The sequence below is a fragment of the Halorussus salinisoli genome, from assembly GCA_005239435.1.
Classification (GTDB): domain Archaea; phylum Halobacteriota; class Halobacteria; order Halobacteriales; family Haladaptataceae; genus Halorussus; species Halorussus salinisoli.
This window is the reverse complement of sequence record SZNP01000011.1, coordinates 68,394-94,936: the sequence shown is the minus strand read 5'-3', so window position 1 is coordinate 94,936 and position 26,543 is coordinate 68,394. Positions and strand designations below refer to the sequence as shown.

Genomic DNA, 26,543 nt, shown 5'->3' with positions numbered 1-26,543 from the left:
TCTGGTCTGCGATAGGTCGCACATGACATTCGGAAGCCCTCGGCCGCTCGGCATCCCGCGACTGCGCGAGACTCCGTCTCGCTGGCTCCCGTTCGCTTCGCTCACGAGAACGCCGCTGCCGCCCTCCGCGTCGCTTGCGACCGACCAGTCAAAAACCAACCATCGCTAATTTAGCTGCGGAGGAAACGAAAGTAGCTGAAAAGCGTTAGCTTAGTTCGCCGTATCCTTCGTCGCGCATGAGGCGTGCGACCTCTTCGGGGTTCTCATGTGCGAGTTTTAGCGCGAATTCTCGAGCATCCGTCTTCGCTACGCGGTCAGTATCTAGTTTGTCTGCAAGTTCACTCAAGTACTCGCCCTCTTGGTCTGCAACATCATCACGGACGTGCAGTTCCATTCGAGTAGAGCGTTCGTCACCGACGGAGTTCCGACGCACGAAGTACGGATACTTGTTCGAAGCAGACGCGGTCTCCGTACTTGTTTCGTCCTGCTGGGAATCCTCAGTCGTCTCGTCCGTCTCCGTCGACTCGTTGGTCGTCGTCGATTCTTGGTCCGGAGCCGGTTCAGGAATTGATTCGTCTTCGTCGTCGGACTCGCCGTTCTCTTCGAAGTCGAGCGATCCTGCGCCGCTCTTGAAGCTTCCACCCATCAGTTCGCCACCTCGAGTTCGGAGCGGTCTTCATAGGAGATGGTGCGTGTGTCGGCGTCTTGGATGTCCAGCGTGAGTTTAGGGTTGATAGATTCGTCGAAGGTTTCGGTTGCGACGAAACCAGCAAGTGTCCACAGTTGTTCAAGCGTTTCAATCTCCCGGTCACGAACTCGTCGCTTCCCCGACTCGGACACCATCTCGCCATCCGATTCAAAGGTCTTCCACCGTTCTTCGACAACCTTGAATGCGGACCCACGGGCTTCCCACATCGCGTCCATCATACTCTCACGGTCAGCAATTGCGACTGGCGTTTCGAATGCGTCCGTTTGGAGGAATTGGTCACGGTACTGCTTGTGGGCGTTTGTCTGGCCGACGCCCTGCGGAACGACACACGACAATCCGACTTCGATACCTAACTCGTCATGCATGTTGGTGACGAGTTCTTCCAGTCCGTCGAGGCTGAGACTGCCTTTTCCAGCAGGACGGACCGGCGCAACGAGCGTGCGCATCGCGTAGATAGCGTTGTAGAGTAGATCTTCGGCGCGTGCGTTGGGGTCGATGAGGATGGCGTCGTACGAGTCTTGGAGTTGTTGTGTCTCCCAGAGGAGCTTGTACAGGAGTCCGTGTCGGTCGTACTCGTCCTCGTCGATGTTCTTCATTTGGGTTTCGTAGGAAATCTTCTGTTCGAGGTTAGACGTGAAGTCTCCAAGCATGTCGTGGCTTGGAATGACGTCAACGCCCTCGGCGCTGGTTTCGATGAGGTCCTCGAAGTCACCTTCTGGCATTTCGAGAATGTGGCGGACGATGTTGTCCGCCTCGGGATCGTCGCGGTGTTCACCAACGTCGAACAGCGTTGTTAGATTTCCTTCCTGTGGGTCGAGGTCGATGGTGAGAACGTCGAATCCCATCCGGTTGAGCGCGACTGCTAGGTTCGCGGTGGTGGTCGTTTTGTATGTGCCGCCGGATTCAGCGTATACGACACTACGAATCATACATCTTCTCCCTCAAACTGCTGTTACATAAATCTATGGCAGACGCATGTAACAACCCCCTGTTATAGGCATCTGTAATATTAACCTGTAACAACCATCTGTAACAGACGGCTGTAACAGACTTTATAGTGGCGACCGCTTCAGCCGATCCACCACAGTTATCTGTCTCAGTCGTTTATAACAGCCATCTTTACCAGACAGCTGCCACGGTAATCAGTAACTGCTACCTGTAACAGGTATCTGTAATAGATGTGTGTAACAGACACCCTGCTGTAGTCGCCCACAGTAGGCACCAACACAGCGGACTATAACAGCAATCTATAACAGCCAACGGTAACAGGAATCTATAACAGATATCTAGAGCTTCAGTTACTGAAGCCGCAAGTCGATACTCGGCTCGGTGGTTGGGTTCAGAACGACGCGAGGAGCGTATTCTTAGGATGACGGTCAGAAGTTGGAGAAGAGAGACGGCGAAATCGACGGACAGGCGTCGGTCGCGGCCCTCACGAACGACCCCCAGTTTATCCAGAACATCGACGGCCGAGCGGAGTCGTCGTTCAATCCGGACGACGTCACCTTCCCCGACTACGACGCGAATCAACTCCGCAGTATCCTCGAACATCGCCGCGACGCTTTCCGAGAGGGAACATTGACCGACGACGTCATTCCGCTCGGGGCCGCGTTCGCCGCACAGAGTCACGGCGACGCACGGAAAGCTATCGACCTCATCCGGAAGGCTGGCGGACTCGCCGACAAGTACGGTTGCGAGCGAGTAATGGAAGAACACGTGAGAGAGGCCCAGAGTGAAATCGACGTCGACCGAACGCAAAAGCTAATCGAGGGATTGTCGACGCAAAAGAAGCTCTGTTTGTACGCGACCGCGATAGTGTACGACTACTCCGACTCGTCGCTGGACTCGGTTCCAAGTCCGGCCGGGTACGAAGTCTACAAGTGGTTGACCGGGAGCATCGACGCCGACCAGATGACCAGAGAGACGTACGTGAAATACGTGAAGGAACTCGAAGCCTACGGGCTCGTCGTGAGCGAACGACGCGGCCGTGGTCGCGGTCGAGGGATGCACATGGAGTTCCAGTTCGGGAAGAACACTGAGACGATAATCGAGCACCTCACGAAAGACACCCGTCTCGGCAATATCAACGACGAGGTGTTGAGAAGCGTCGTCAGTGCACAGGTCACCGATTTTCTCCCGTAACGAGGAGTGCAGTCATTACAGAACCCAGTACAGGTTCGTCAGTCTCCGGGCTCGTGGAATCTAGAGGTGTCGTCGATATTCGTCCGTTGATTCCTGTTGGTATCGCGGTTGCGGTCGAAAGCTGGTTATCGAAGTTGTTCTCCAATCCGCTCCCCCCGTTATCGACGTGTAAATATCCTCACCGAAGTGGTGGTCGAAGTAGCAATTACCGAGAACTCGGATGGAAACGGCACTGAAGACGGTTACAGACTATCGAGCCAACGATCCCGTTTGCGACGAACCGAATTACTTGAACCCGAGAATTTGTAGTACTATAGTGAAAACTATAGCCGTAGTAGAATTTAGTGAGAAAATAGTAATCTCTATTTTCGGTTGTCGAACCGGGAAGACGACTTCTGATTCCGCGTCGGTATTCATATTCTGGATGCCGTAATTATGATGTCTCGGCGTCTCTTCCCTCGATTCCCGAGGTTCGGGTGCTACGTTTCCTTCGCTCTGTAGCCCCGCCTTCGAGCATTTACACATCGATAACGGGGGAGGGTGATGTCGGTATACATCGACGCGTTTCTGTAGCGATAGACGGGGAACGGACTTCGACTAGTCGCACTCCAGGCTTGCCTGTCCTCAAGGAGCGTGCAGACGAGAGACGAACCTCGGCTCTCGTTCAGTTCACCCGACGTATTGTCAGTTTGTCCAATTCGTCTTATAAGACGTGGGAATGTTGTCGTGCTAAACCATACCTATAAAACAGACGAATCTCTGTTAAAGAGTACGAGTAAATGGTCTGTCCGCACTGTCTAGTTACGCGGTTTGAGAAACGAGCAGGTCGTAGCGGTTGGTGTCCATGCAACTGCGAGACCTGCTCAAAGAGACGTTAGACACCGCTACTCTTGAATGTTGGCAGCGTGGAGCCGGACGGCGAACGCCCTGACGTGCGTCGCCGTCCGCTCCCGCTGCCGAGTATTCACTCAGGGAAACAGCAGCGATTCTCGGGTTGGTAGACGTTGAACGGACGCATGGAGCGGTCTGGAATTGGGAGCATCGGTTGGCTGACAGCGTCGGCGGGTCGCGGTCGACGAGACCGCTGTCCGAATTAACGGTGAGTGGTCTTGGGTGTACGCTGCAATCGACCTCGAAACGAAGGTACTGCTCGATGCCGCCGTATTTGGTCGGCGTGGCACCGATCCGGCGGCTGCGTTCCTTCACGGCCTCACCCAGAAACACGATTGTTCTCAAACTGTGTTTCTGGTCGATGGTGCAGGCTATCTGACTTCCCTCTCTCGATTAGGACTGAGCGGTCAGCTTGACTACGCCGTCAAAACCACATCGAAAAATGGTTTCACACTCTCAAAATACGAATCGACCGCTTCCATTCGTCGTGGGTGGGCAGTCGGCGGAGCGTCCGCCAATGGCTTGCGTTGTTCGTCCATTACTATAACGTTCAACGACCGCATCAAGCACTCGATGAACGCACGCCAGTTGAGGAGGAAAACTAGACAGTGCCGCTGCTGCCGATAGGAAAACAATCCTTGGTATGTTTACACCACAACCTTTGGGCAGCAAACTAGAGTAATTATAAATATGTAAAAAATACCTTACTGCTATACCAGTGGTGCTCGCTACTAAGGCCTACGCACTTAGTCTGCTCCTTCCGGTGGTACAAAACCACATTCGCCGCACACGTAGTAATCGCGTTTCTTTACTATATCTCCCTGGCACTGAGAGCAATTGGTGAACATAGTACTAGCTGCTAGCCTTCGACAGAACATAAATTTTAGCTTCGACGATCGACGTATTTCCTTGATCAACTCCACTGGTCCACTCCATCATTATAATATTAAATTGATACTGGAATAGTTAAGAATAGATGGATATTCACAGGATTTGAGATATTCGAGGTCAAGCGAATAGCACCGCTTTCGGGCATCTGTCAGAGAGAATTCTGAGTGGAGGAGGCCTTCATCGTCAAGACGGTTCAACGCGTACCGAACCGTCCGGTCTGGTAGGAGTGATTCCTCCACGAGCTGGCCCTGAGTCATTGTTTCATTATATTTTAGTACTTTAACGATGAGCTTAGCGCTCGGTGGGAGGTTCAGAAGAGCATCCGTGGCGTGTTCACGTGTCAAATACGGCTCACTGGTGTCAGTTGAGCCTGACGCATCCATTTTAATCACTCCTATACGAGAACTGCCTTATAATCATTTGTCTACGTTCGTTATCTGTAGGGCCGCCATCGAAAGCGTACGTGTAGAATAGCGATCGTGTGTGCGGATGTATCCCTCGGAGAAAGGGGCCAATTTTACTCGTGATCCCATTCACATACTTATATTTACATATGTTTGTAACGATAGTAAGTTCGATGTGGCTGCGGATATCAACTGTGACTTCGGTGCGACGTATCTGTTGGTATAAAAAATATAGTCATATACGCTCAAAAGGATGGCGAGTCACTGAACACGGCTCAACTGATAGAGTCTCAGCACGTTAACACAAGCCATTCCTATCATTTAGAAGGGGCTTTCACAAGTAATCTGGTAGAACTACTTGCCAACTCCCGGCAGAATCATACCGTCGTAACTCACGTACGATCCTCCTGTGAGATTGTCGTTTTTGCCAATCCCAATAACTGTATCCACCACTTTACTGGCCATAGATAAGTAGGACAACAAGCAACCCTCGCTGTCTATCCGGGGTCGAATGCACTATCTGGGAAAGGGGAACAAGTGACGGCAAGCAAGAGTCAGAACACAGCCTACAGATGAGAAATCGTATCGAATCACTTGTCGTCCTCTATCTCAGCTCGCGATCATACACCAGATTGCCAACGTACGGCTGGGAACTTGCCATAGGCTAAAACAACGCAGCGGGCGCACGTAGACTTCGTCGACAGTGAACTTATTGGGCCACCCGAACAGATCATATTCGCACTCGAGACGACTCCCTAAGTTCCATTTGGATTCTCTGATGCCATCGTGTGCTGAACCGGTTGGTCTGTAAACGAGAGTCCCCGTCTGAATTGGAAAGCTGAGTAATGGGATGACGAAGTTGATTCGGGCGTCGTACTGGTGTGCTAGCTTGACCGACATCACAGCTAGTTCCCCTCAATTGCGTCACCAGCTGTCTTTCGCCACGAACTTAGTAGCTATCGTACACCGTCTTCTCGATGGTGTAGAACTCCAACCCCTCGTCACCCTGTTCGCGCCACGTCTCGCTGGACGACTGCTTGAAGCCGCCGAACGGGACATGGAGCTCGAGACCTGTCGTCTTCGCATTAACTTTGGCGACGCCCGCTTCAATTTCGTCGACGAACCGGTTAGCCTCCGTGTGGTCGTCGGTGACAATGCTCGCCGAGAGACCGTAGTGGACGTCATTCGCCACGTCGAGACCCTCGGCGAAGTCTCTCACTTTGATGACCGCGATGACAGGCCCGAAAACCTCCTCCTGAGCGATGCGCATACTGGAATCCACATCGGTGAACACGGTTGGCTCGATGAAGTAACCTTCCTCGGTTGCAGCGGATTCGGGGATACCACCGCCAGCTGTAAGCGTCGCACCCTCGCTCTCGGCGATTTCGATATAATCGAGCGTCGATTCGAGTTCGTCAGCGCTGACCTGCGGCCCCATCTCATGATCGAGTCCGGGGCCGATGTCGACGGTTTCGGCGCGGTCGACGAGTTCATCGACGAACTCATTATAAATATTCTCGTGGACGATAGCGCGGGAGCACGCGGTACATGACTGGCCGGTTGTCCCGAATCCGCCGCTAGCGACGATGTCGGCTGCCTCGGCGGGGTCGGCGGAGGAGCTAACGAGCGTCGGGTTCTTCCCGCCGAGTTCTGTCTGGACGCGCTTACTGGCATCAGTCGCCTGATCGTACACCATCTGGCCGACCTCGCTACTACCCGTAAACGAAACCGCGTTGACCGCGTCGTGCTCGATGAACTCCGACCCAACTGTGCTTCCAGGGCCAGTAACCACGTTTAGCACGCCATCAGGTAGGCCACCCTCGTCGAGCGCCTTCGCAAGTTCGACTGCGACGCCGGGTGCAAGCGATGCTGGCTTCAGCACGACCGTGTTGCCGGCTGCCAGCGCTGGCGCGAGCTTCCACGCCGGGATGGCAATAGGGTAGTTCCACGACGTGATGAGCGCGGCGACGCCGATCGGCTCCTTGATTGTGTATAAGTTCTGGTTCTGCGCGCTCGGTCCTTTGACGGTGCCGCCAAGGTCGGCTGCTTTCCCCGCGAAGTAGTGGAAGATCTCGATGGCGCGCTGGACCTCGCCGCTAGCCTCAGCATAGGCCTTCCCTTCCTCGGCGATGAGCTGATTTGTCAGCTCCTCTTTGCGGTCCCTGAGCCACGTGCCAGCTTTGCGCAGAATGCGACCTCGTTCTGGTCCGGGCGTTGTGGCCCAGTCGTCCTGCGCCGCGTCCGCGGCCTCAACGGCTGCGATCGCGTCGGCCGCGCCGGACTGTTGATAGCTTTCGACGACTTCGCTCGGGTTCGCGGGATTCTCTACCTCGACGATGTCCCCGGTCTCTGATTTGACCCAGTCTCCGTTAATATAGTTCTTCTCCGGCATCGAGTGATATTTTTTAAATCATCCTATACTACTGTTACGATTCGACACAGATTTGACACACATACTAGTCGGTCCCATCACACGTCTCACAACCTCGCCCGCTCCACTATTCTCAGTCGCTCTGGATCAGGCAACGATGAGAATTGCTGATTATCTACACGGTATAAGACAGCGTGACCAACGGGAACTGGAATCAGAAACGCTTCGCCTGATGGTCAGGGGCTGGCTGGTGGACTTGCAAGCAGGCCATCTAGTGTCGCTTCAACCGTAGTCTCGCTAGTCTCAGCACCTCACAAAGCCGGTTAGTTAGAACGTCTGCTTGCTGAGGATGTGCACTCTAAACAGCAAGCAGACAATGAGATCCACGAGGATCAGCTTTTTAACTTTCTCGTCAATCGGCTTGATGACGATTAGGTCGTCTCTCGCCCTTGATTTCGACCGCACTGAACCCGGAGCCAGAAAAAGGGAGGGGTATGAATCCGGCGGCATTCGACGACGGCAGGTCGCCGGTCAACGGCAAGACGCCCGTGAGGTTCATTCGGTCGGTGAAGCACATCCGGGAGGCCTGCATCGGCCTGGTATGAAAAAGAGACTGTTATCCGGGAGAACGAGTCGGCATCGAACGGAATGCGATCGTAGGTGAGTTCCGTGCCGACGCCGCGGCCGCCGATGAACGATTCCAGCACGTCGTTTATCTCCTCAGTGCGGGTCCCGCGCTTTCCACGTCGATTATCAAGAGCGGATTTTTGATGTTGTTCATACTTTTACACACGAGATAAAAATGATAATACTGCCTCACGACCATAACAGAAAAGCTATTGTTAGTGGCGCTCTACGGCTCAAATATAACGAGGATCTATTACATAATGAGGATATTTGACCACATAGATAATAATGAGCGAGCAGACGTAACGGACCGTGACAATCCTGTAGAAGATTCACGAGTTGACTACAACTACGTCGGCGGTGAGGAAGAATTAGATTTCATTGCCTACCTGAATGCTCAAATAGACGGAGAAGCGCGATTCGATGACTACACTCGGCATCTCTACGCGACCGACGCCAGCGCGTACGAGGTAACGCCTATCGGCGTCGTCTTCCCCACTTCGACCGGCGATGTGGCGGCGGTTATGGAGTACTGCGCTGAGCGCAGGATTCCGGTTCTACCGCGTGGCGGGGGTACCAGTCTGGCCGGACAGGCCGTCAACGAGGCGGTCGTGCTGGATTTCACGCGCTACATGGACGGAGTGGTATCGGTGCACACCGACGGTAAGACTCCCACAGCGCGCGTGCAACCGGGTGTGGTACTAGGCGAACTCAATGAGGAGCTAGCACCCCACGGCCTGAAGTTCGCGCCCGACCCTGCGTGGGGCGAAAGGTCAGCGCTGGGCGGCGCTATCGGGAACAATTCCACCGGTTCCCACTCGCTGAAGTACGGCAAGACCGACGCCTACGTCGAGGAGTGCGAGGTCGTCCTTGTCGACGGCACCGTAACGACCTTTGGTGAAGTGACAGTCGAGAATCTCCGCGAGCGCGGCGACCTTGAGGGCGATCTCGAAGCACGCATCTACGCTGAGGTCGCCCGCATCATCGAAGAGGAGGCTGACGCCATCAACGAGGCGTATCCCCAGCTTAAGCGCAACGTCTCCGGGTACAACCTCGACAGGCTGATCAACGAAGCGGAGACTGGAACCGTCAATCTCGCGCGCTTGCTCGCGGGTAGCGAGGGGACCCTTGCCGTCGTTACCGAGGCCGAGGTCGGCCTTGAGCCGGTTCCCGAAACCAAGTCGGTGGCGCTGCTGACCTATGAGAACCTCCTCGATGCGATGGAGGACGTCGCGCCCATCCTCGACCACGACCCCGCCGCGGTAGAAGTGCTAGACGACGTACTCATCGACCTCGCGCGGAACACCGACGAGTTCGCCGACGTTGTCGATATTCTCCCGGAGGGGACCGAGTCGGTCCTGCTCGTAGAGTTCTACGCCGACGACGACGCGGAGGGCCGCAAAAAGGTCGCCGCCCTTCGCGACGACCGCGAGGGGGCTCTCGCCTTCGACGCGCTGGAGGCCCACGACGCAGACGATCGGGCTCGCTTCTGGAAGCTCCGGAAGTCGGGGCTCCCCATCCTGCTCTCGCGGACGTCGGACGCCAAGCACATCTCGTTCATCGAGGACGCCGCGGTCCCGCCCGAGAACCTCCCGGAGTTCGTCACCGACTTCCAGCAGGTGCTCGAAGACAACGACACGTTCGCCAGCTTCTACGCCCACTCCGGACCAGGTTGTCTCCACGTCCGGCCGCTGGTGAACACGAAGAGTCCCGCTGGCGTGAACCAGATGGAGGCTATCGCGGACCAGGCGACTGACCTCATCGTTAAGTACGGGGGCTCCGTATCCGGTGAGCACGGCGACGGTCGCGCCCGGACCCAGTGGAACCGGAAACTGTACGGTGACGAGGTCTGGGAATTGTTCCGCGAGCTGAAGACGGCGTTCGACCCCGACTGGCTGCTCAACCCGGGTAACGTCTGCGGCAACAATGATATGACTGAGAACTTGCGGTTCGACCCCGATTACGAGTTCGACGCGGGGTTCGATCCCAAACTCCAGTGGGAAAACGAGAACGGCTTCCAGGGGATGGTCGAGCTCTGCCACGGCTGCGGAGGCTGTCGCGGCGGCCAGTCGACTACCGGCGGTGTGATGTGCCCGACCTATCGGGCGGCCGATGAGGAGATTACCGCCACACGCGGTCGAGCCAACATGCTCCGGCAGGCGATGTCGGGTGACTTGCCCACGGCAGCGGCCGGCGATGGGGATGCGCAGTTCGACGTTGAGTTCATGGCTGAAGTGATGGATCTGTGTATCGGCTGTAAGGGGTGCGCCCGCGACTGCCCGAGCGAAGTGGACATGGCCAAGCTCAAGGCCGAAATCGAGCACGAATACCACCAGCGCCACGGCGCTGGCCTGCGTGAGCGCTTGTTCGCCAACGTTGGAGGCCTCTCGAAGGTAGGCAGCGCGCTGGCGCCGCTATCGAACTGGGCTAGCGAGGTGCCGGGCGTGCGGGTCGTGATGGAGAGAGCCCTCGGCATCGCCCGCGAGCGCAGCCTCCCGACCTTCCATCGCGAAACGCTCGTGGACTGGTTCGAGGCCCGCGGCGGTCCACGGGTCCCCAAATCAGAGGCCGTTCGGAAGGTTGCGCTGTTCCCCGACGCCTACACTAATTACAACCATCCAGATGCCGGGAAGGCCACAGTGAAGGTCCTCGAATCGGCGGGCGTCCGCATCCAGATTCCGGCCGAAGTGACCGACAGCGGGCGGCCCGCCCATTCGAAGGGCTTCCTGAACATGTCCCGCGAGCGCGCCCGAACAAACGTTGAAGCGCTTGCACCTCGCGTCCGCGACGGCTGGGACGTCGTGGTGGTCGAACCCAGCGACGCCGTGATGCTCCAGTCGGACTACCTCGACCTGCTTGGCCACGAGCGCCCAGGAGCCAGCCGCTCGGGCGAGCAGTACGCCGAGCCCCGAACCGGCGACTCAGAAGCAGACATGGAAGCGAACGGTGCGAGTGTGGTAGGCAGGGGGAAAGACACTGGCGGAGCTTCTAACCTCGCTATCGAAGCCGAACGGGTAGCCGTGAACACCTATGGCGTCTGTGAATACCTCGACAGCTTCGAGTTTGACCTCGAATTCTCTGCGCCGGAAGAGACGCTGACCTATCACGGACACTGCCACCAAAAGGCAACGAAGAAGGAGACCCACACGGCCAGCGTCCTCCGTAAGGCGGGCTACGAGGTTGATACGCTCGATTCGGGTTGCTGCGGGATGGCGGGTAGCTTCGGCTATGAGGCCGAGCATTACTCGATGAGCCGGAAGATCGCTGAGATTCTCTTCGACCAGATTAAGTCGAGCGACGGTGACACGGTGGTCGCACCCGGTGCGTCCTGTCGGGCCCAGCTCGGCGACTGGGAAGCACTTGGGGGCGAACTGCCTCACCCAATTGAAAAAGTAGCTGAAGCAATAGTAGAAATATAGTAAAAATAACGATACTGCTCGCAGAATATACTCTTTGGAGCAGTACGCACGTCTGCACTGAGGATAGGGAAATGAATCCAATACTAGTGAGGAGAAGAGGCTGAGAACGAAACGTCACCCAGCAAAGCAGAGATGCGTCGACACTTCAGAGGGTTTTGATTCTATCAAAGAATCCATCACACTAGGTACCAATAATCACAATCATTGGAAAGAAAAACTGAGAATGAAGAAGATGTGTTACAACCCTATGTTTGTAACAGATAGTAAAAGAGTGTTCGTAAAGTCTCAGTTGAAACAGCGTAGCTTTTGATAGCTTCAAATAATACCCCTAAACAACAGAGAGGACCAGGACACCGCTACGATCGACCAAATTATACCTTCCAGCAATTAGCGCTGGGGGTGGCGGTGAGAATGAATGGAAGCAAGTCGTAGACCTCATGAACGTGGTAATCAGTAAGGGCAAATACGAGTCAAGACTTCCCGTTGGCTTTCGTTTAAATAGTGATTATGATTCCACCACATCCCATATATTATTCCAAATATTAAATTATTTGAGATAATGCATCGTCTGGCTCGGTCATTGATGGCAGACTTTTCTGAGGTGGTTAAATATAACATTAAACACATGCAATAAGGCGCTATTAGTTTTGATAATAGTAAAATACTTGTGGGCGGGGTCGTGATTTGGAAACAAGAAACAATCAATGACGAAGGAATCAGGAGGAAGAGAGATAAAGGCAGTCAAAAAGTCGTGCAAGATTCTACAGACGATTAAAGAAAGAGAAGGTGCCACCCTCTCAGAGTTAACAGAAGAAATTGATTTGTCTGTTGGAACCATCCATACTCACCTAACAACTTTGGAAAATTTCGGTTTGGTCGTAGAAAAGGATAAGGGGTTCGCATTAAGTTATCAATTTATAATCTATGGCGAGCATGTTCGAAATCACTCCCGTCTGTATAACGCTGCGAAGGAAGAAGTGGATAACGTCGCTGAGGAAACTGGTGAGATTGTTCACCTTATGGTTGAACATAATGGTCGTGAAGTCTCGCTCTATGAAACCTGGGGGGACAACGCTGTCGCAACTGACTACCGAACGTTGATGCAGGAAGAGCTCGAGTACCTCCACTGTACGGCTTCTGGAAAAACAATTCTTGCGCATTTACCAGACTCAAAAGTAGCGAAGATCATTGGCGACCATGGTTTGACGAAGATGACGGACAATACGATAGTAGATAGAGAAGAGCTCTTGGATAATCTCGAAGAAGTCCGGGACCGAGGGTATGCGCTAAATTACGAAGAAGAAGTTTCTGGCATTCGTGCTGTTGGGGTGCCGATTTTCAAGGAAGAAGAGATTCTGGGTTCGATTAGTATCTCAGCTCCGACGGCTCGAATGCAAGATTCAAAATTCACCGAAGACTATCCTCAAATCCTTAAACAGGCTGCAAATATAATCGAAATTAACATTGAAACGTCGAACTCAGAGAGTCAGCAACTTCTCTGAACGTGGTACGACCTCTATCTGCGGCCGCTTACGCAAAACCTTATGACTGTTGTGTGTGTCGATAGGACCATGCCAGAACGCGGCAAGATATTGAGTGACGTGACAGTCCTTGACCTAACGACATTCGTCACTGGAGGATTTGCCTCGCTGATGCTTGCAAATCAGGGAGCAGACGTAATCAAAGTTGAACGACCGGGTGTTGGCGATGATAACCGGCATTCCGGCCCACCATTTATAAACGACGAATCGCCGTATTTCTGGAGCGTTAACTACGGGAAGCGGAGTATCGAACTCGATCTGAAAACAGACGAAGGTAAACAGGCGCTGTATGACCTTGCATCAGAAGCAGATGTCTTCCTCCAAAATTACCGGCCAGGGACGGCCGAGAAGCTCGGGGTCGCGTACGAAGACATCACAGAGTACAATGGGTCGATTATCTACTGTGCAATCTCGGCGTTCGGCCAGACTGGGCCATGGCAAAAACGGCCAGGCTATGACCTTCTCATTCAGGGAATCAGTGGGATTATGAGCGTCACTGGCGAAGCTGATGGACCTCCAGTCAAAGTAGGGCTCCCTCAGACAGATCTCATTACGGCGATGTGGGCAGCATTTGGAGTTCTCAACGGGTTGTACCGCCGAGAGCAGACAGGAAAAGGCGAGTTCATTGATTTAGGAATGCTCGATGCAACACTCCCATGGCTGACCAAACAAGCGGGGAAAGTGTTTGCTGAGGAGACGCCAACTCGAATGGGCACGAAAGACCCAGTGCTTGCGCCGTATCAAACGTTCGAGACTAAAGACGGGTACATCAATATCGCGTGTCTCAATAAGAAGCTTTGGAGCAATCTCTGTATCGGGCTTGACCGTGAAGATCTCATTGACGATCCGCGGTTCGAAACGAATGCAGATCGAGTGGAACATATGGCAGAATTAGAAACTGAACTTGAAACGACATTGACTGAGCGGACCACCGACGAATGGCTCTCCGTTCTTGTTGAGGATGTGGGTATCCCGGCAGGGCCTGTCCAAAGTGTTGAAGATGCATTGTACAATGAGCAGTCAAAGGCCCGCGATAATGTCGTTGAAATGAAACACCCGGAACACGGGACTGTTCCAGTAATTGAACACCCACTCAACTATCGCAACGCTGAAAGCGGGTTTGAGTCGTTTGCGCCACAACTTGGTGAACATACCCGCGAGGTATTCGAAGAAATCGGGTACTCTAGCGATGAAATTGAAATACTCGCCGAACAGGGAGTTTTCGATAGCTAGTATCACCGCTGTTCTTACCTTCACCACGTCGTTAACCTCGAAGTACTGAATTTGCTGCCGACGTATTTGGAAGCGGGCGGGATACCACAGCACCGGATTTTCGCGTGCCCACTCCCGAAATGTTACGTTCCAGAACCTATATGGTACTTTCACGTGACGGTAGTCACATGGCTTATTTCAACGGCTATGGAAGCATTTCGGTCGAACTCCAGGAGAAGGTCGCTACAATCACCGTCCAACGTCCAGAAAAGTACAACGCGTTGAGCAGCGAAGTTTACCACGATTTATCCCGTGCATTTTCGGAACTCCAACTACACCGGGAGGTGGAGTTAGTGGTTATCACAGGCGAAGGTGACAAGGCCTTCTGTAGCGGTGCAGACATCGAGCAGTACGCCGGACCTACGGAAAACCACGATCCGAAACAGCGGATCCGCCGGGAACTGTTCTTCGAGGGCGTCTACAAGGAAGTGAGAAACCTTCACGCGCCGACGGTTGCTAAAATCAATGGATACTGTGTCGGGGGCGGCTTCATCCTCGCCAGTTACTGTGATATCCGTATCGCCGTCCGGGACGCCAAATTCGGCGTTCCCGTCACCGACATCGGACAAATCCCGAGCGGCGGATCCACATACCGCGTCGCGCAACTGATCGGCGAAGCCAAGACGAAGGAGCTGGTGTTCACCGCGAACCTGATCGACGCTGAAGAAGCGCATCAGATCGGTTTCATCAACTCGATCGTTGACCGCGACGAACTAGACTCTACCGTCGACAAAATCGCCGACGACGTGCGAGGGACAGGTCGGACTGCGGTGAAGAACTCGAAGAAAGCGATTAACTATAGCGTGGAGGCTTCGGATCTGGAAACCGCCCACAATCACGAACGCGAACTCTGGTGGGAGCAATTCGCGACGGAAGAACGAGAGGAACTTGTTGGCGAATTCTTGAACGATTGAATAAACTCGGTTGTTGAGTACAGAATGGTGTTTTACCACTTTAGGAAAATATAATAGGGGCCCTTGAGAATACGTCATATGGCCGTTGGTCCTGACATTAGTGACTTGCACTTTGCGGACGCACCAGACGTCGATCAAGTTCCGGGTCCGAACTCGAAGCGGTTACTCGAAACTCAACGACAGCGCGAATCGAATGCAGTCGCCTATCCAAAAAACATCCCTGTGGCGTTCAAAGAGGGAAAAGGAGCCACTATCCGTGACGTAGATGGCAATACGTTCCTCGACTTCTTTGCTGGAATCGGTGTACTCAATGTCGGCCATAGTAATCCGTACGTTCTCGAGGCCGCCCAGGAACAGTTGGGTACACTCGCACACACGGTCGATTTCCCGACAGAGGTCCGGATGAATCTCATCGAGAAGTTGAACGAGATCGCACCCGGATCGCTCCCCGACAATAATCGCGTCATCTTCGGTGGTCCGACGGGGAGCGATGCCATCGAAGGTACAATCAAACTGGCAAAATACAATACGGGCGGAACCGGATTAATCGCGTTTCGGGGAAGTTATCACGGAGGGACCGCTGGCGCACTGAGCCTCACGGCCGGAAAAAAGTACAAAGCTGACTACACTCCGCTTCTCAGTAATGTTCATTTCGCCAAGTATCCGTATCCCCATTTGCAAGGCAAATCCGGTGCTGAAGCTGTCGATGAGGCGCTGGCTGAGGTCCGCTCTATTCTGAACGACCCGTTCAGTGGAGTAACGAATCCCGCCGGTATCTGGGTCGAACCCATCCAGGGAGAGGGAGGAGTAATCACCCCACCCGAAGGATTCCTGCCAGGGCTGAGCGAAATCGCAGACAATCACGACATCCCGTTAATCGTAGACGAAATCCAGGCAGGCCTCGGTCGAACCGGTCAGTGGTTCGGAAGTGACTGGTACGACGTCACCCCCAGCGTGATGCCGATGGCAAAAGCACTCGGCGGTATTGGGCTTCCGCTTTCTGCCACGATGTACCACGAGGATCTAGATACGTGGGAAGCTGGCGGACACGCCGGAACGTACCGCGGATTTCTCCCAGCGATGCGCGCGGGGACGCGCGCGATTGAATACATTCAGAGCCACGACTTGCTGACTCATGCTCGAGATGTAGGTGAATACATGCGATCTCGGCTTCGCGAGGGAACCGAAAATAACTCTCGAATCGGCGAAATTAGAGGGAAAGGACTGTTCATCGGCGTCGAATTCGTCGACGCCGACGGGACCCCCGATTCGGACGTCGTCAGCGACATCCAACAGTACTGCTACGAGCATGGAGTCCTCGTCTGGAAAGCGGGTCGGTACGGTCAGGTTCTACGGCTTCTCCCTCCGCTGGTTGTTACGCAAGGCCAAGCTGAAACGGGAATCGAGATTATTCTCGATGCGATTGATGAACTACCCCCACAGTCGGCGTGAATAACGGTTCGGTTCCGTTGGAATCAACTGTTTGATGCCGAGTTTCTGTCGCATTTGCTGTTCCTGCACCGGTATTCTGACCCCAGATACGGTTAGTAGACGTTCGCCCGCCGCCACTACAAATGGATATTACAATACACCACCTCCGCGCGATTTACGTGGCCGAATAGTTGGTTACTCCTGACATTTGCATCCGAACATATATACCACATTATTATAAATAGTAGATGGATGAGAAACGACGATCAATCTGCATCGGCAGAAATCGAACCGTACCTAGTAACAGTCCTTGCGAAGAAATTTGAGTCCATTTCCAGGGAAATGACTCAGTCGCTGCTCCGATCAGCCCGTTCCGCCGTCATCAATGCAGCACGCGATTTCTCCTCGGGAATCACCCTGTACGACGGGCGGACGTTCATGATCGACGAAGGGCTCCCTGTCCACCTCGCCAACATTCACTTTCATCCGCAGTATACGCTCGAGAAATTTGACGATATCTCGCCCGGGGACTGCTTTCTGACCAACTCGCCCTACGCTGGCAACACGCATCACGCAGACTACACGCTGTACGCGCCGGTGTTCTTCGACGGAGAGCCGTTATTTTGGTCGATAAATCGGGCTCACCAGGCCGACGTAGGCGCCCCAGAACCGACCACCTATCTGCAAAATGCGGAGACAATCTATCAAGAGGGTCCACACTTCCCAGCGGTGCGCATTCAAGAGGACTACGAAGACAAGGACGATATCGTTCGGATGTGCAAACTGAACATTCGAGCGGGCGAAACCCAATGGTACGGCGACTATCTCGCCCAGACCTCTGCAGTCCGAACTGGAGAAGAGCGAATCCAGGAACTCTGCGAGGAGTACGGAACCAACGTAATCAAAGCGTTCATCGAAGAGTGGCTCCGCTACGGTGAGGAAATGATGATCAAAGAGATCGGACGCCTTCCCGAAGCAGACTTCTCGTACACCACATACCACGACCCGATCTACTACAACGATGCCGCGCCCGAAGGGATTCCGATCACGGTCGACGTCTCGATCAAGCCAGACAAAGGGCGTATCTTGGTGGACTTCACGGACAACATCGACAACATTCCCGCGGGGGTGAACTTGTCCGAGGCGACTGTGACGTCGTCCGCTTACGGGGGTGTGTTCTGTAATCTTGACCCCGATCTCCCCCACAACCACGGAAGTATCAGCCGGATAGATTTGGAGATGGATGAAGGCAAAGTTGTCGGGAAGCCAGAGTATCCAGTCGGCACGTCCTGCGCCACTTCAAACGTGAACGACATGCTCTTCAACGCCGTTCGGGCCGCATTCGGGGAACTCGGAGAACCGTACGGATTCGCCGAGGGGAACGCGGCGATGCCCCCGAACTGGGGCGTCATCTCGGGGTTCGACGACCGTCGGGACGGAGAGCAGTACGCTAACCAACTGTTTTTCACCGGCGGTGGCGGTGGCGCGGTCCACGGACACGACGGATGGGTCACGTACGGCACTCCCGACACCTGCGGAGTCCTGTACCGCGACAGCGTCGAGGTTGACGAGCAGAAGTATCCGATCCTCGTCCGGCGAAACCATCTCCTCCCGGACACGGAAGGGGCGGGTACGTGGCGCGGAAGTTCGAGCGGTATTGTCGAGTACGGTCCCCACGAGGGCTCGATGACCGTGGCGTTTCACGGTACCGGATTCAAGTACCCCCCGAAAGGCATCAACGGCGGCGAGTCGGGTGCTTCAGCCGCGGTCAAAAAACGGACCACGGACGGCGAGGTTGAGGAGCTCAGCTCCCCGGGCGTGGAGGAACTCGACCCCGGCGAGTTCGTCATCGGTGTTCTCCCCGGTGGTGGTGGATACGGTGACCCGACCGAACGAGACCCGGAACTGGTTCGCGCGGACGTTGAAGCAGGACTCATCTCCATCGACCGGGCAGAGGAGACGTATGGAGTCGAAATCACCGAGACGGACGACGGCGACATTATCGTTCGCGACGAGGAGGTGAGTTCGTAATGAAGTACACGCTCGCGATCGACATCGGTGGCACGTTCACCGATCTGTACGTGCGTGACGGGAACGGCCGTACCGGCTCGTTCAAAGCGCCGACGACGTACGGAGATTTGACTGACGGGGTGTTCGAGGCCTGTGAAAAAGCCGCCCAGGCGTACAATGTGTCGGTTTCGAACTTCCTCGCCGACACCGATCGATTAATTCATGGAACGACTATCGCGACCAACGCGATTATCGAGGACACGGTCGCATCGACCTCACTCCTCTGTACCGCGGGATTTGAGGACGTCCTCATGTTCAGGGAAGGCGGAAAGAAGGATCCGTTCGACTGGGACGTGGAGTACCCGGAACCGTACGTCCCACGGTCGCTCACTTTCGGCGTGGAGGAGCGAATCGATGCGCAAGGAGCGGTCGTCACTCCGCTAAACGAGGACACCGTCCGGGAAAAAATCCGACGGATCGCGGAGACGGACGTCGATGCTGTTGCTGTATCGTTGCTCTGGGCCCACGTCAATCCGGCCCACGAACAACGTATCGGCGAATTGCTCGACGAACTGGCTCCGGAACTGGAGTACTCGCTCAGCCACGAAGTTAACCCCATCATCCGGGAGTACCGTCGAACGTCCTCGACGGCCATCGACGCGTCCTTGTACGAGGTCGTCGGTGATTACCTCACCCGTCTAAAAGAACGGCTCACGCAAGCCGGTTTCCGAGGCGAGCCACTGATCATTTCGGCAAACGGCGGAGTCATGCCTGTCGAGGAGATCATCGAGACACCGGTCTGGACCGTCGACTCGGGACCAACGATGTTTCCCGTCGCTGCACGGGAACTCGTCCAAGCAGATCTCGGCCACACTGACGTCCTCGCCCTCGACATGGGCGGGACCAGCCTCGACATGGGCGTAATTCAGGATGGAACGATTCCCCGGACGCGAGAGGCCAAGGTCGGGGATAACGTGCTGGGGATCGAGAAAGTCGACGTGAAGAGTATCGGTTCCGGTGGTGGCAGCATCGCGTACGTCGATGAAGGCGGACTGTTACACGTCGGCCCGGAGAGCGCGGGCTCAGATCCGGGCCCCGCGTGCTATCCCCAGGGCGGCTCTGATCCAACCGTCACTGACGCCGCGGTCGTCCTCGGCTACGTGAACGAGAACTATTTCCTCGGCGGTGATATGCCGATTAGCCGCGATGCAGCGGCGGCCGCTATCGATGAGCAAATCGGAGCAAAACTCGACCTCGACACCGCCGAGGCCGCTCACGCTGTGTACCTCACTGCGACGCAAAACATGGTGAACGAGATCAAAGGCGTCACCGTCGAGCGGGGGATTGACCCGCAGAACTACGTCCTCTCCGGCGGTGGCGGTGCACTCGGACTCCACGCCGCGCAGTTCGCCCGCGAACTGCGGATCGACGATATCCTGCTCCCGGAAAACGCTGGAGTCGTGAGCGCCGTCGGCGGAATCATCTCCGACATCCGGAGGGACTTCTCCGCCAGCCACTTCACGACCAGTGACCAATTCGACTTCGAGGGCATCAACCAGACGCTCACCGACCTGTCACTGCAAGCCGAGGAGTTCTTCAGCCGCGTTGGGATCTCGGAGGACAATCGACTAACTAACTATTACGTCGAAGCGCGGTACCCACAGCAGTCTTGGGAACTCCAGGTCCCGTTGCCAGCCGACCGGGTCGACAGCGATGTGCAGGCAGAGCTCGTCGATCGCTTCCATGAAAAGCACCACGAGACGTACAAATACAAGCAACTCGATCAGGAGATCGAGTTCCTCTACTGGCGCGTCGAGGCCGTCGGCAAGAGCGAAACGGATGTCGCCACGGCAGATACGTCGGAATCGGTCGAAACTGCGCGCCACGAGCAGCGCGAGGCCTACTTCGACGACGAACTGCGCTCGTCGCCAGCGTATCGGGGCGAGTCGCTCTCGCCAGGCCACGAACTCAACGGCCCCGCGCTGATCGACACCGACACGACCACGATTGTCGTCCCCCCAAACAGCACGATGACGGTGACACAGCTAGGTAACTACCACCTCAGTATGTGACCCGTCGCGGCTATTGCCCCCCTTTCTACCCCATCTTCGTTCTTCCTCGCGTTATCTCGCGTCTACACCCGTACTGGACGGTGCTTTCCGTTCGCACTCGTCTCGAAAACCGGTTCCCTAAACCGATTAGACGCCCGCCGGAGCAGTAAGTCCGGTGGGACTCCAATTATTTCCCGGAGAACACGTCGGATGGTTCGCCCTGATAGTCCCGTACCGCGGCCCTGAATTCAGACGAGACGCTGGTTGGATGACCATCAGCATCGACGGCTACGTAGACGACTTCGCCACTCGCCAGTAGGTCGCCGCTCTCAGATGAGCGGACGCTGTATTCGACGGTAATGCTGCTCTCACCGATCTCCGTGACCGTTAGCGAGTTGGATATCGTGTCCTCGAACCGTGCCGATCCTTTGAAGTCCATTTCCGCGTGGACGACGTGTACGTCCCATCCCTCAGACTGGAGTCGCTCATTGGGATAGCCGATCTCGCGGAGGTATTCGTACAACGTCTCGTCCTGGTAGGTGAAGTAGTTCCCGAAGAACACGACTCCTTGTGGATCAGCCTCCTCGAACCGGACTCGCATCTCGAAATCCTCTAACCCTTCGCTCATCGGTGCGACCTCCCCCGAGGGAGTGCGCCTGCCGAATCACGTTCCTTGAGTAGTGGCTTCTTCGGCGACATCCCGTCTTATTCCTTGTAATTTCCTTCTCCGTCGATGCAGGGGAAGTCTTCCGGCTGCGGCACCGACTCTTTGGGCCATCGCGCCGAGAGATCGGCGTCCGAGGGATATCGGAGGTTTCCGTTGCTGTCCCAGCCCCAACCGGCATCGGTTAGCGCCTTGCGGGCAGCCTCCGAATCGCCCTGCGGGTCGTCGGTGAATTTCGTAAGCGTGTCTTCCGAGGGTCGATACGGGTGGTTTTCCATCAACGGCGTCGAGAACATCGCTGGCTCGGATCGACCATTGTAGCCAAGCTGATTCGCCTTGTCCCTGTTGATGGCCGTCCCAATAGCCTTGCGCATTTCGCGGAACTTCATCGGGGCGAACGACGTCTGCGGGTAGAGAAGGTACGGCAAGAAGCCTGTCTCCGAGATGATTTCGCTATTCTCTTTCTGCCCCGTAATCCGGTCGATCGACCCCGGCGAAACGCCCGTAATGTAGTCGACTTCGTCAGAAAGGAACGCTTCGACCATCGAGGTCTGATCTTGATACACGCGGAAGAATAGGTTGTGATCCGGAGAGAAGACGGGGTGATCGTCATGGGGCGACAGTTCGATACTCTGGCCGGCTTGGAAGTTCTCCACAGTGAACGGTCCCGAGCCGACGAACGGATCGAACTCGAAATCCTCGGGGTTCTTATCTCCGCCGCCGTTGACCCACGTTTCCTTGTGGAAGATTCCCCAGCGCGCCATCGTCTTCGTTTTCATCGCCAAGAACGGCTCCGAGAAGTTGAATTCGGTCGTCCGATCGTCAATGATTTCGATCGATTCGTACGGGGGCTGTCCGGCCATCGAGTACGACCCTGGGTTGTTCGACAACTGCTCGAAGGTGAACTTCACGTCCTCGGACGTGATCGGGTCGCCGTTGTGGAACGTGGCGTCTTTCAGCTCCGCAGTGATGGTCCTCCCTTCGTTGCTAACCTCAATACTCTTCGCAAGGATATTTTTCAGTTCATAGTTCTCGTCGTACATCGTCAGTCCGGAGTGGGTGAGTTGGTTCCACCAGGACTGGACGTTCGAACTCCCAATCGTCGGGTAGTTGAGCGTCTGGACGAAGTTCGCATCGATGTTAACGACAAGCGTGTCTTTGCCCTTCGGTGTGGTTTTGATGTATCCCGAGGGGTTGATCGGCCCGAGGCCCGCGCCACCGGGGGTAGCGTCGACGGTGTCTGTGTTCACGGCGCTGATTTCGAGGTTGGGCACGACTGGAATCGTTGCCAGTTCTTCGCTCAGGATCGAGTGTGCATTGTGAACCATCTCTTCCCGCTCTGTTTCTGTCTTGGCACTTTCCTGACCGACCGCCAGGTCCGTGTACTCGCAGTTAGCGAACTGCGGCGGATTGTCGCGACCCGTCGTGCCTGCCCAGTCGATGGAGTACCGCCGAGTCATCTCCTGGGGATCCAGTCGGTCAGGAACGTTAAAGTGGACCCAGAACGAGAGCTGGTGCGATCGCGTGTCGTTAATGACGTTATCGACCTGCGAAGAGAATTCGACCGGCTTCACGTTGACCTCGTGATCAATCGCCTCCTCGATGTCTTTTTTGAAGCCGGGGAGAACACTTTCACTGAAGTTCGTCACCGTGGCCAGGTTGGACCAGTACTCGATGTCGATCGGCGGCACCTTCTCCCCGAGGTTCTCGTTCTCCCCGGGGCTTTCATTCCCTCCAGAGTTTTCGTCACCGCTACCATCGGAGGACGAACCGCAGCCGGCTAATCCGGTCGCCGTCGCGACACCGAGTCCTTGGAGAAACCACCGTCTATCGATACTTCGCGCTTTGCGTTCTTGGTCGGACATAACGTGAGATAGACTCACATTATCACCATATATATTTTGGGGTGAGTTAACACGAGCAAGGGAGCGTTTGACAGTATGTCAACTATAATTATACGTACGAATGGCGTGTGGGTTACGAAAGAAATGCTTTGAAAGGGTAGACCGGGTACTAGTGAGGAAAATGAGGTACCACCGGTGGACGCTTGCTCAACGGTGACCGAGACGAGATGGATCGAGGAACGGTGTTGCGTTCTCGATTCCGGGTCGTCGATGGGACGTCGAGCGCCTCGAATTTCGAGCTGTGCCGACTCTCACGGGAGTACTACATGGAAACAGGCAGAGAATATGGAGTCATCCGGTGTGCCGTATCCCTAACGCATTTATACAAAGAGTGTAATTACCTCACATAGCATGAGTGCAACGTCGCAGTCATCACAGAAAAAGAACTATATTATTCGGAATCTCTCACAAGCTATCGATTTGATACGCAGCGATAGGATTACGAAGGTCAGTATCCTCTACCTGTCTTTGCTAGTCCTCCTAGCAATCGTCGGACCAACGGTTGCACCGTACGAAGCCAATGAGACTATCTATCGCGATGGGAGTATTGCAATGGGCGAATCACCGTCGATCGATCATCCGTTAGGTACGACTGACAAAGGCTACGACGTACTGTCTCGGCTCATCATCGGTGTCCGCCCAACGGTCCTAACCGGGCTTCTGGGAGGACTGCTGATCCTTGTGTTGGGTACATCCGTCGGGATTACCGCCGGGTACATGGGAGGACAAACCGATAACGCCCTCATGCGGATTACGGACTTTGTGTACGGTATCCCGTTCATCCCGTTCGCGATCGTTCTGGTCACGTTACTGGGTGTGGGATTTTACACTTCAATCCTCGTTATCGGGCTGATCCTTTGGCGCGGTAGCGCTCGGGTTCTCCGCTCTCAAGTTCTCCAGATAAAAGAGCGGCCGTTCATCCGCTCCGCGAAAGCAACGGGTGCCAGCAAACGGCGAATTGTTTTCAAGCACATCATCCCGAACGTGGCTCCAATGGCCGTCCTGTTTTTCGCACTGGGCGTGGGTTATTCTATTATCCTTCAGGCGAGTCTTGCCTTCCTCGGCGTGTCGAACCCGTTCGTTCCGTCGTGGGGGGTCATGCTTCGAAATGCGTATCTATCGGGATCGATGGCCACAACATGGTGGTGGTCGCTGCCCCCCGGAGCGTTGATCTCTCTGACGGTCCTCGCTACGTTCATGTTCGGCCGTGCGTACGAGTCTAACTCCACCGGGAAAAATGGAACCGCATTCGCCGAAGGAGGTGGGTAAGATGAGTGAACCACTGCTAGAAGTCGAAGACCTGACCATTCAGTACGAGGCGGGAGACGAATGGCTCACTGCGGCTTCGGACGCCTCGTTCACGATTCGAAGTGGAGAGTACTTCGGGCTCGTCGGTGAGTCCGGTTGCGGAAAAAGTACGATCGCGAAGTCGATCATCGGTGGACTGGACGAGAACGGCGAAATCGCCTCCGGGACGATCAAGTACAAAGGGCAAGAGGTTCAGGACCTCTCGCTCTCGGAATTGAACGATGTCGTCGGATGGGACGAAATCGCGTACATCCCGCAGAGTTCGATGAATAGCATTGACCCACTTGAGCGGATCAAGGATCAAGCAATCGAGATCGCCAAAGCCCATACCGACTATTCGGATCAAGAGGCATTGGCCCGCTTCAAGGAGATGTTCGAGATCGTCGGGATTCCCGAGAGCCGAATCTCCGACTATCCCCACCAGTTTTCAGGTGGTATGCAACAGCGAGCGATAATCGCGCTCGCACTGTTCCTCGAACCCTCGTTGATCGTTGCAGACGAACCGACGACCGCACTTGACGTCATCATGCAAGATCAGATATTCAAGTATTATGATCGAGTGCGGGAGGAATTGAACACAAGTATGTTACTTATCACCCACGACATTAGCGTCGTTTTCGAATCGTGCGATCGGATGGCCGTGATGCACGGCGGACAGATCGCGGAGACCGGGACGGTAACGGACGTCTACGAGGATCCCCGACACCCATACTCGATGATGCTCCAAGAAGCGTTCCCGGACATCCGCCATCCGAACCGCAGACTGGAAAATATCGAAGGGAAACCCCCGCAGACGTTCGGCGATATTGACTACTGCACGTTCTCCGATCGGTGTCCGTACGCCATCGAGGATTGCGAACGGGGCGCGCCGCCACTTGAACTCGCGAACGGCGCTCGCGACCAGACCGAAATAGCTCATCAAGCAGCGTGTATCAGGAAACATGAGTTGGACGAACTCGCTCGTGAGAGTGAAAACCCCGCGACTTTCCAGGAGGAGAGCGATGACTGATCAAGCCCTTCTCGAAACCAGAGAGTTGCGGAAATACTTCTCACAGAGCAGCGGACTTCTGGACAGTTTTCTCGGGAACGAGGACCACGTCCAGGCCGTCGACGACGTGTCTCTCACCGTCGATACGAACGAAGTTATCGGGATTATTGGTGAGAGCGGCTGTGGAAAGACGACGCTCCTGGAACTTCTGATCGGCCTGCACGAACCGACCGGAGGCGAAATACGGTTCCAAGGGGACCGCCTGTCTACCTTCGACCGGAAAGACTGGAAGCGCTTCCGCAGGAACGTCCAGATTATCTTCCAAGACCCTTTCAACTCGCTCGATCCGAAGATGACCGTGCGCGAATCGCTCCGCGAGCCACTTGCGGTACACGGTCTGGACGACAAAACCGCGCGAATTCGGCGCGCCCTGGAGAACGCCGAACTGGATCCCGACACCTATCTAGACCGCCTCCCAAGGCAGCTGAGTGGCGGAGAAAAACAGCGAGTCTCTATCGCTCGCGCACTCGTAACTGAGCCCGATATGATCCTTGCTGACGAACCCGCTTCGATGCTTGACGTCTCGACGCAGGCGTCGGTTCTCAACTTGCTCAACGACCTTTCAACAGAACTTGGCGTATCCATTATCTACATCTCTCACGACCTATCGACCGTAGGGCACGTTTGCGATCGCATCAACGTCATGTATCTGGGTCGCATCGTCGAGAGCGCTCCGACGGAGCAGTTGCTCCACGAACCCAAACATCCCTACACTGAGGCATTGGTCAACGCAATTCCGATCCCCGATCCTCATCACAATCGGCCGCGGACGAAAGTCGAAGGAACGCCGCGGGACCCAATCAACCTCGGCGAGGGCTGCCGGTTTCGCGATCGATGCCCCGAACGTATGGACATCTGTGACCGGACACCGCGTACCACGGAATCTGATGCGGACCACCAAGTCGCGTGCCACCTCTACTATGAGCACGAGGAGGTGGGCCAATGA

General features: G+C 55.2%; 16 protein-coding genes and 2 pseudogenes. 12 read left to right on the top strand and 6 right to left on the bottom strand.

Features of this window, described 5'->3' with window-relative positions; translation table 11 throughout:
- Window positions 1-205 precede the first annotated feature (205 nt).
- Both E2484_RS23780 and E2484_RS23775 read right to left on the bottom strand, forming a co-directional pair.
- Window positions 206-646 (bottom strand): acyl-CoA dehydrogenase, encoded by a 441-nt coding sequence (locus E2484_RS23780; protein ID WP_137287692.1) that lies wholly within the window; start codon window positions 644-646, stop codon window positions 206-208.
- A complete protein-coding gene (locus tag E2484_RS23775; protein ID WP_137287691.1) occupies window positions 646-1,638 on the bottom strand; it encodes a ParA family protein in 993 nt (330 codons plus the stop codon). The genes E2484_RS23780 and E2484_RS23775 overlap by 1 nt, the downstream gene beginning before the upstream one ends.
- A gap of 472 nt (window positions 1,639-2,110) precedes the next feature.
- Here E2484_RS23775 and E2484_RS23770 point away from each other — a divergent pair.
- Window positions 2,111-2,851: pseudogene (locus E2484_RS23770) on the top strand (cell division control protein Cdc6); the annotation flags it as partial.
- A gap of 844 nt (window positions 2,852-3,695) precedes the next feature.
- Window positions 3,696-4,347 (top strand): annotated as a pseudogene (locus E2484_RS23765) (IS6 family transposase).
- Window positions 4,348-4,680: 333 nt separating this feature from the next.
- Here E2484_RS23765 and E2484_RS25870 read toward each other — a convergent pair.
- A complete protein-coding gene (locus E2484_RS25870) occupies window positions 4,681-5,016 on the bottom strand; it encodes a MarR family transcriptional regulator (protein ID WP_321113083.1) in 336 nt (111 codons plus the stop codon).
- Between the two features lie 970 nt (window positions 5,017-5,986).
- Window positions 5,987-7,429 carry a 2,5-dioxovalerate dehydrogenase gene (gene xacF / locus E2484_RS23755; RefSeq protein WP_137287689.1) on the bottom strand — a complete coding sequence of 481 codons (1,443 nt, stop codon included), beginning with the start codon at window positions 7,427-7,429 and terminating at the stop codon, window positions 5,987-5,989.
- An 866-nt stretch (window positions 7,430-8,295) separates the two neighbouring features.
- Here xacF and E2484_RS23745 point away from each other — a divergent pair.
- From E2484_RS23745 to E2484_RS23715, 7 genes are all read left to right on the top strand, one after another.
- Window positions 8,296-11,454 (top strand): FAD-binding and (Fe-S)-binding domain-containing protein, encoded by a 3,159-nt coding sequence (locus E2484_RS23745; RefSeq protein ID WP_137287788.1) that lies wholly within the window; start codon window positions 8,296-8,298, stop codon window positions 11,452-11,454.
- Window positions 11,455-12,158: 704 nt separating this feature from the next.
- Window positions 12,159-12,956, top strand: a complete 798-nt coding sequence (locus E2484_RS23740) for an IclR family transcriptional regulator (RefSeq protein ID WP_137287687.1) — start codon at window positions 12,159-12,161, stop codon at window positions 12,954-12,956.
- A gap of 69 nt (window positions 12,957-13,025) precedes the next feature.
- A complete protein-coding gene (locus E2484_RS23735) occupies window positions 13,026-14,228 on the top strand; it encodes a CaiB/BaiF CoA transferase family protein (RefSeq protein ID WP_137287686.1) in 1,203 nt (400 codons plus the stop codon).
- A gap of 167 nt (window positions 14,229-14,395) precedes the next feature.
- The gene (locus E2484_RS23730; RefSeq protein ID WP_137287685.1) at window positions 14,396-15,181 is read left to right on the top strand and encodes an enoyl-CoA hydratase/isomerase family protein; all 786 of its coding nucleotides are present in this window, start codon (window positions 14,396-14,398) and stop codon (window positions 15,179-15,181) included.
- A 78-nt stretch (window positions 15,182-15,259) separates the two neighbouring features.
- Entirely contained in the window at window positions 15,260-16,633 is a 1,374-nt protein-coding gene (locus E2484_RS23725; protein WP_137287684.1) for an aspartate aminotransferase family protein, read from the top strand.
- Between the two features lie 231 nt (window positions 16,634-16,864).
- Window positions 16,865-18,643 (top strand): hydantoinase B/oxoprolinase family protein, encoded by a 1,779-nt coding sequence (locus E2484_RS23720; protein WP_137287683.1) that lies wholly within the window; start codon window positions 16,865-16,867, stop codon window positions 18,641-18,643.
- Window positions 18,643-20,694: a hydantoinase/oxoprolinase family protein gene (locus E2484_RS23715; RefSeq protein ID WP_137287682.1), complete on the top strand. Its 2,052-nt coding sequence runs from the start codon at window positions 18,643-18,645 to the stop codon at window positions 20,692-20,694. The genes E2484_RS23720 and E2484_RS23715 overlap by 1 nt, the downstream gene beginning before the upstream one ends.
- A gap of 166 nt (window positions 20,695-20,860) precedes the next feature.
- Here E2484_RS23715 and E2484_RS23710 read toward each other — a convergent pair whose 3' ends face one another.
- Window positions 20,861-21,301, bottom strand: coding sequence for an acyl-CoA thioesterase (locus tag E2484_RS23710; protein WP_137287681.1), 441 nt, complete (start codon window positions 21,299-21,301; stop codon window positions 20,861-20,863).
- Between the two features lie 77 nt (window positions 21,302-21,378).
- A complete protein-coding gene (locus E2484_RS23705; RefSeq protein ID WP_137287680.1) occupies window positions 21,379-23,202 on the bottom strand; it encodes an ABC transporter substrate-binding protein in 1,824 nt (607 codons plus the stop codon).
- 390 nt (window positions 23,203-23,592) lie between these two features.
- On the opposite strand from E2484_RS23705, the gene E2484_RS23700 reads away from it, so the two are divergent.
- From E2484_RS23700 to E2484_RS23690, 3 genes are read left to right on the top strand one after another with little or no spacing between them, the layout of a single operon-like run.
- Complete coding sequence (locus tag E2484_RS23700; protein WP_137287679.1) at window positions 23,593-24,510, top strand: ABC transporter permease; 918 nt, start codon at window positions 23,593-23,595, stop codon at window positions 24,508-24,510.
- 1 nt (window position 24,511) lies between these two features.
- Entirely contained in the window at window positions 24,512-25,558 is a 1,047-nt protein-coding gene (locus E2484_RS23695; RefSeq protein ID WP_170977487.1) for an ABC transporter ATP-binding protein, read from the top strand.
- The gene (locus tag E2484_RS23690) at window positions 25,551-26,543 is read left to right on the top strand and encodes an ABC transporter ATP-binding protein (protein WP_170977486.1); all 993 of its coding nucleotides are present in this window, start codon (window positions 25,551-25,553) and stop codon (window positions 26,541-26,543) included. Before E2484_RS23695 ends, E2484_RS23690 begins: the two co-directional genes overlap by 8 nt.

What these genes read in the sequence shown, in the direction of transcription:
- E2484_RS23775 (WP_137287691.1), bottom strand. Translation starts at nt 1,638, where the DNA reads ATGATTCGTAGTGTCGTATACGCTGAATCCGGCGGCACATACAAAACG.
- E2484_RS23695 (WP_170977487.1), top strand. Translation starts at nt 24,512, where the DNA reads ATGAGTGAACCACTGCTAGAAGTCGAAGACCTGACCATTCAGTACGAG.
- E2484_RS23710 (WP_137287681.1), bottom strand. Translation starts at nt 21,301, where the DNA reads ATGAGCGAAGGGTTAGAGGATTTCGAGATGCGAGTCCGGTTCGAGGAG.
- xacF (WP_137287689.1), bottom strand. Translation starts at nt 7,429, where the DNA reads ATGCCGGAGAAGAACTATATTAACGGAGACTGGGTCAAATCAGAGACC.
- E2484_RS23730 (WP_137287685.1), top strand. Translation starts at nt 14,396, where the DNA reads ATGGCTTATTTCAACGGCTATGGAAGCATTTCGGTCGAACTCCAGGAG.
- E2484_RS23700 (WP_137287679.1), top strand. Translation starts at nt 23,593, where the DNA reads ATGAGTGCAACGTCGCAGTCATCACAGAAAAAGAACTATATTATTCGG.
- E2484_RS23705 (WP_137287680.1), bottom strand. Translation starts at nt 23,202, where the DNA reads ATGTCCGACCAAGAACGCAAAGCGCGAAGTATCGATAGACGGTGGTTT.
- E2484_RS23720 (WP_137287683.1), top strand. Translation starts at nt 16,865, where the DNA reads ATGAGAAACGACGATCAATCTGCATCGGCAGAAATCGAACCGTACCTA.
- E2484_RS23745 (WP_137287788.1), top strand. Translation starts at nt 8,296, where the DNA reads ATGAGGATATTTGACCACATAGATAATAATGAGCGAGCAGACGTAACG.
- E2484_RS23690 (WP_170977486.1), top strand. Translation starts at nt 25,551, where the DNA reads ATGACTGATCAAGCCCTTCTCGAAACCAGAGAGTTGCGGAAATACTTC.
- E2484_RS23740 (WP_137287687.1), top strand. Translation starts at nt 12,159, where the DNA reads ATGACGAAGGAATCAGGAGGAAGAGAGATAAAGGCAGTCAAAAAGTCG.
- E2484_RS23735 (WP_137287686.1), top strand. Translation starts at nt 13,026, where the DNA reads ATGCCAGAACGCGGCAAGATATTGAGTGACGTGACAGTCCTTGACCTA.
- E2484_RS25870 (WP_321113083.1), bottom strand. Translation starts at nt 5,016, where the DNA reads ATGGATGCGTCAGGCTCAACTGACACCAGTGAGCCGTATTTGACACGT.
- E2484_RS23780 (WP_137287692.1), bottom strand. Translation starts at nt 646, where the DNA reads ATGGGTGGAAGCTTCAAGAGCGGCGCAGGATCGCTCGACTTCGAAGAG.
- E2484_RS23715 (WP_137287682.1), top strand. Translation starts at nt 18,643, where the DNA reads ATGAAGTACACGCTCGCGATCGACATCGGTGGCACGTTCACCGATCTG.
- E2484_RS23725 (WP_137287684.1), top strand. Translation starts at nt 15,260, where the DNA reads ATGGCCGTTGGTCCTGACATTAGTGACTTGCACTTTGCGGACGCACCA.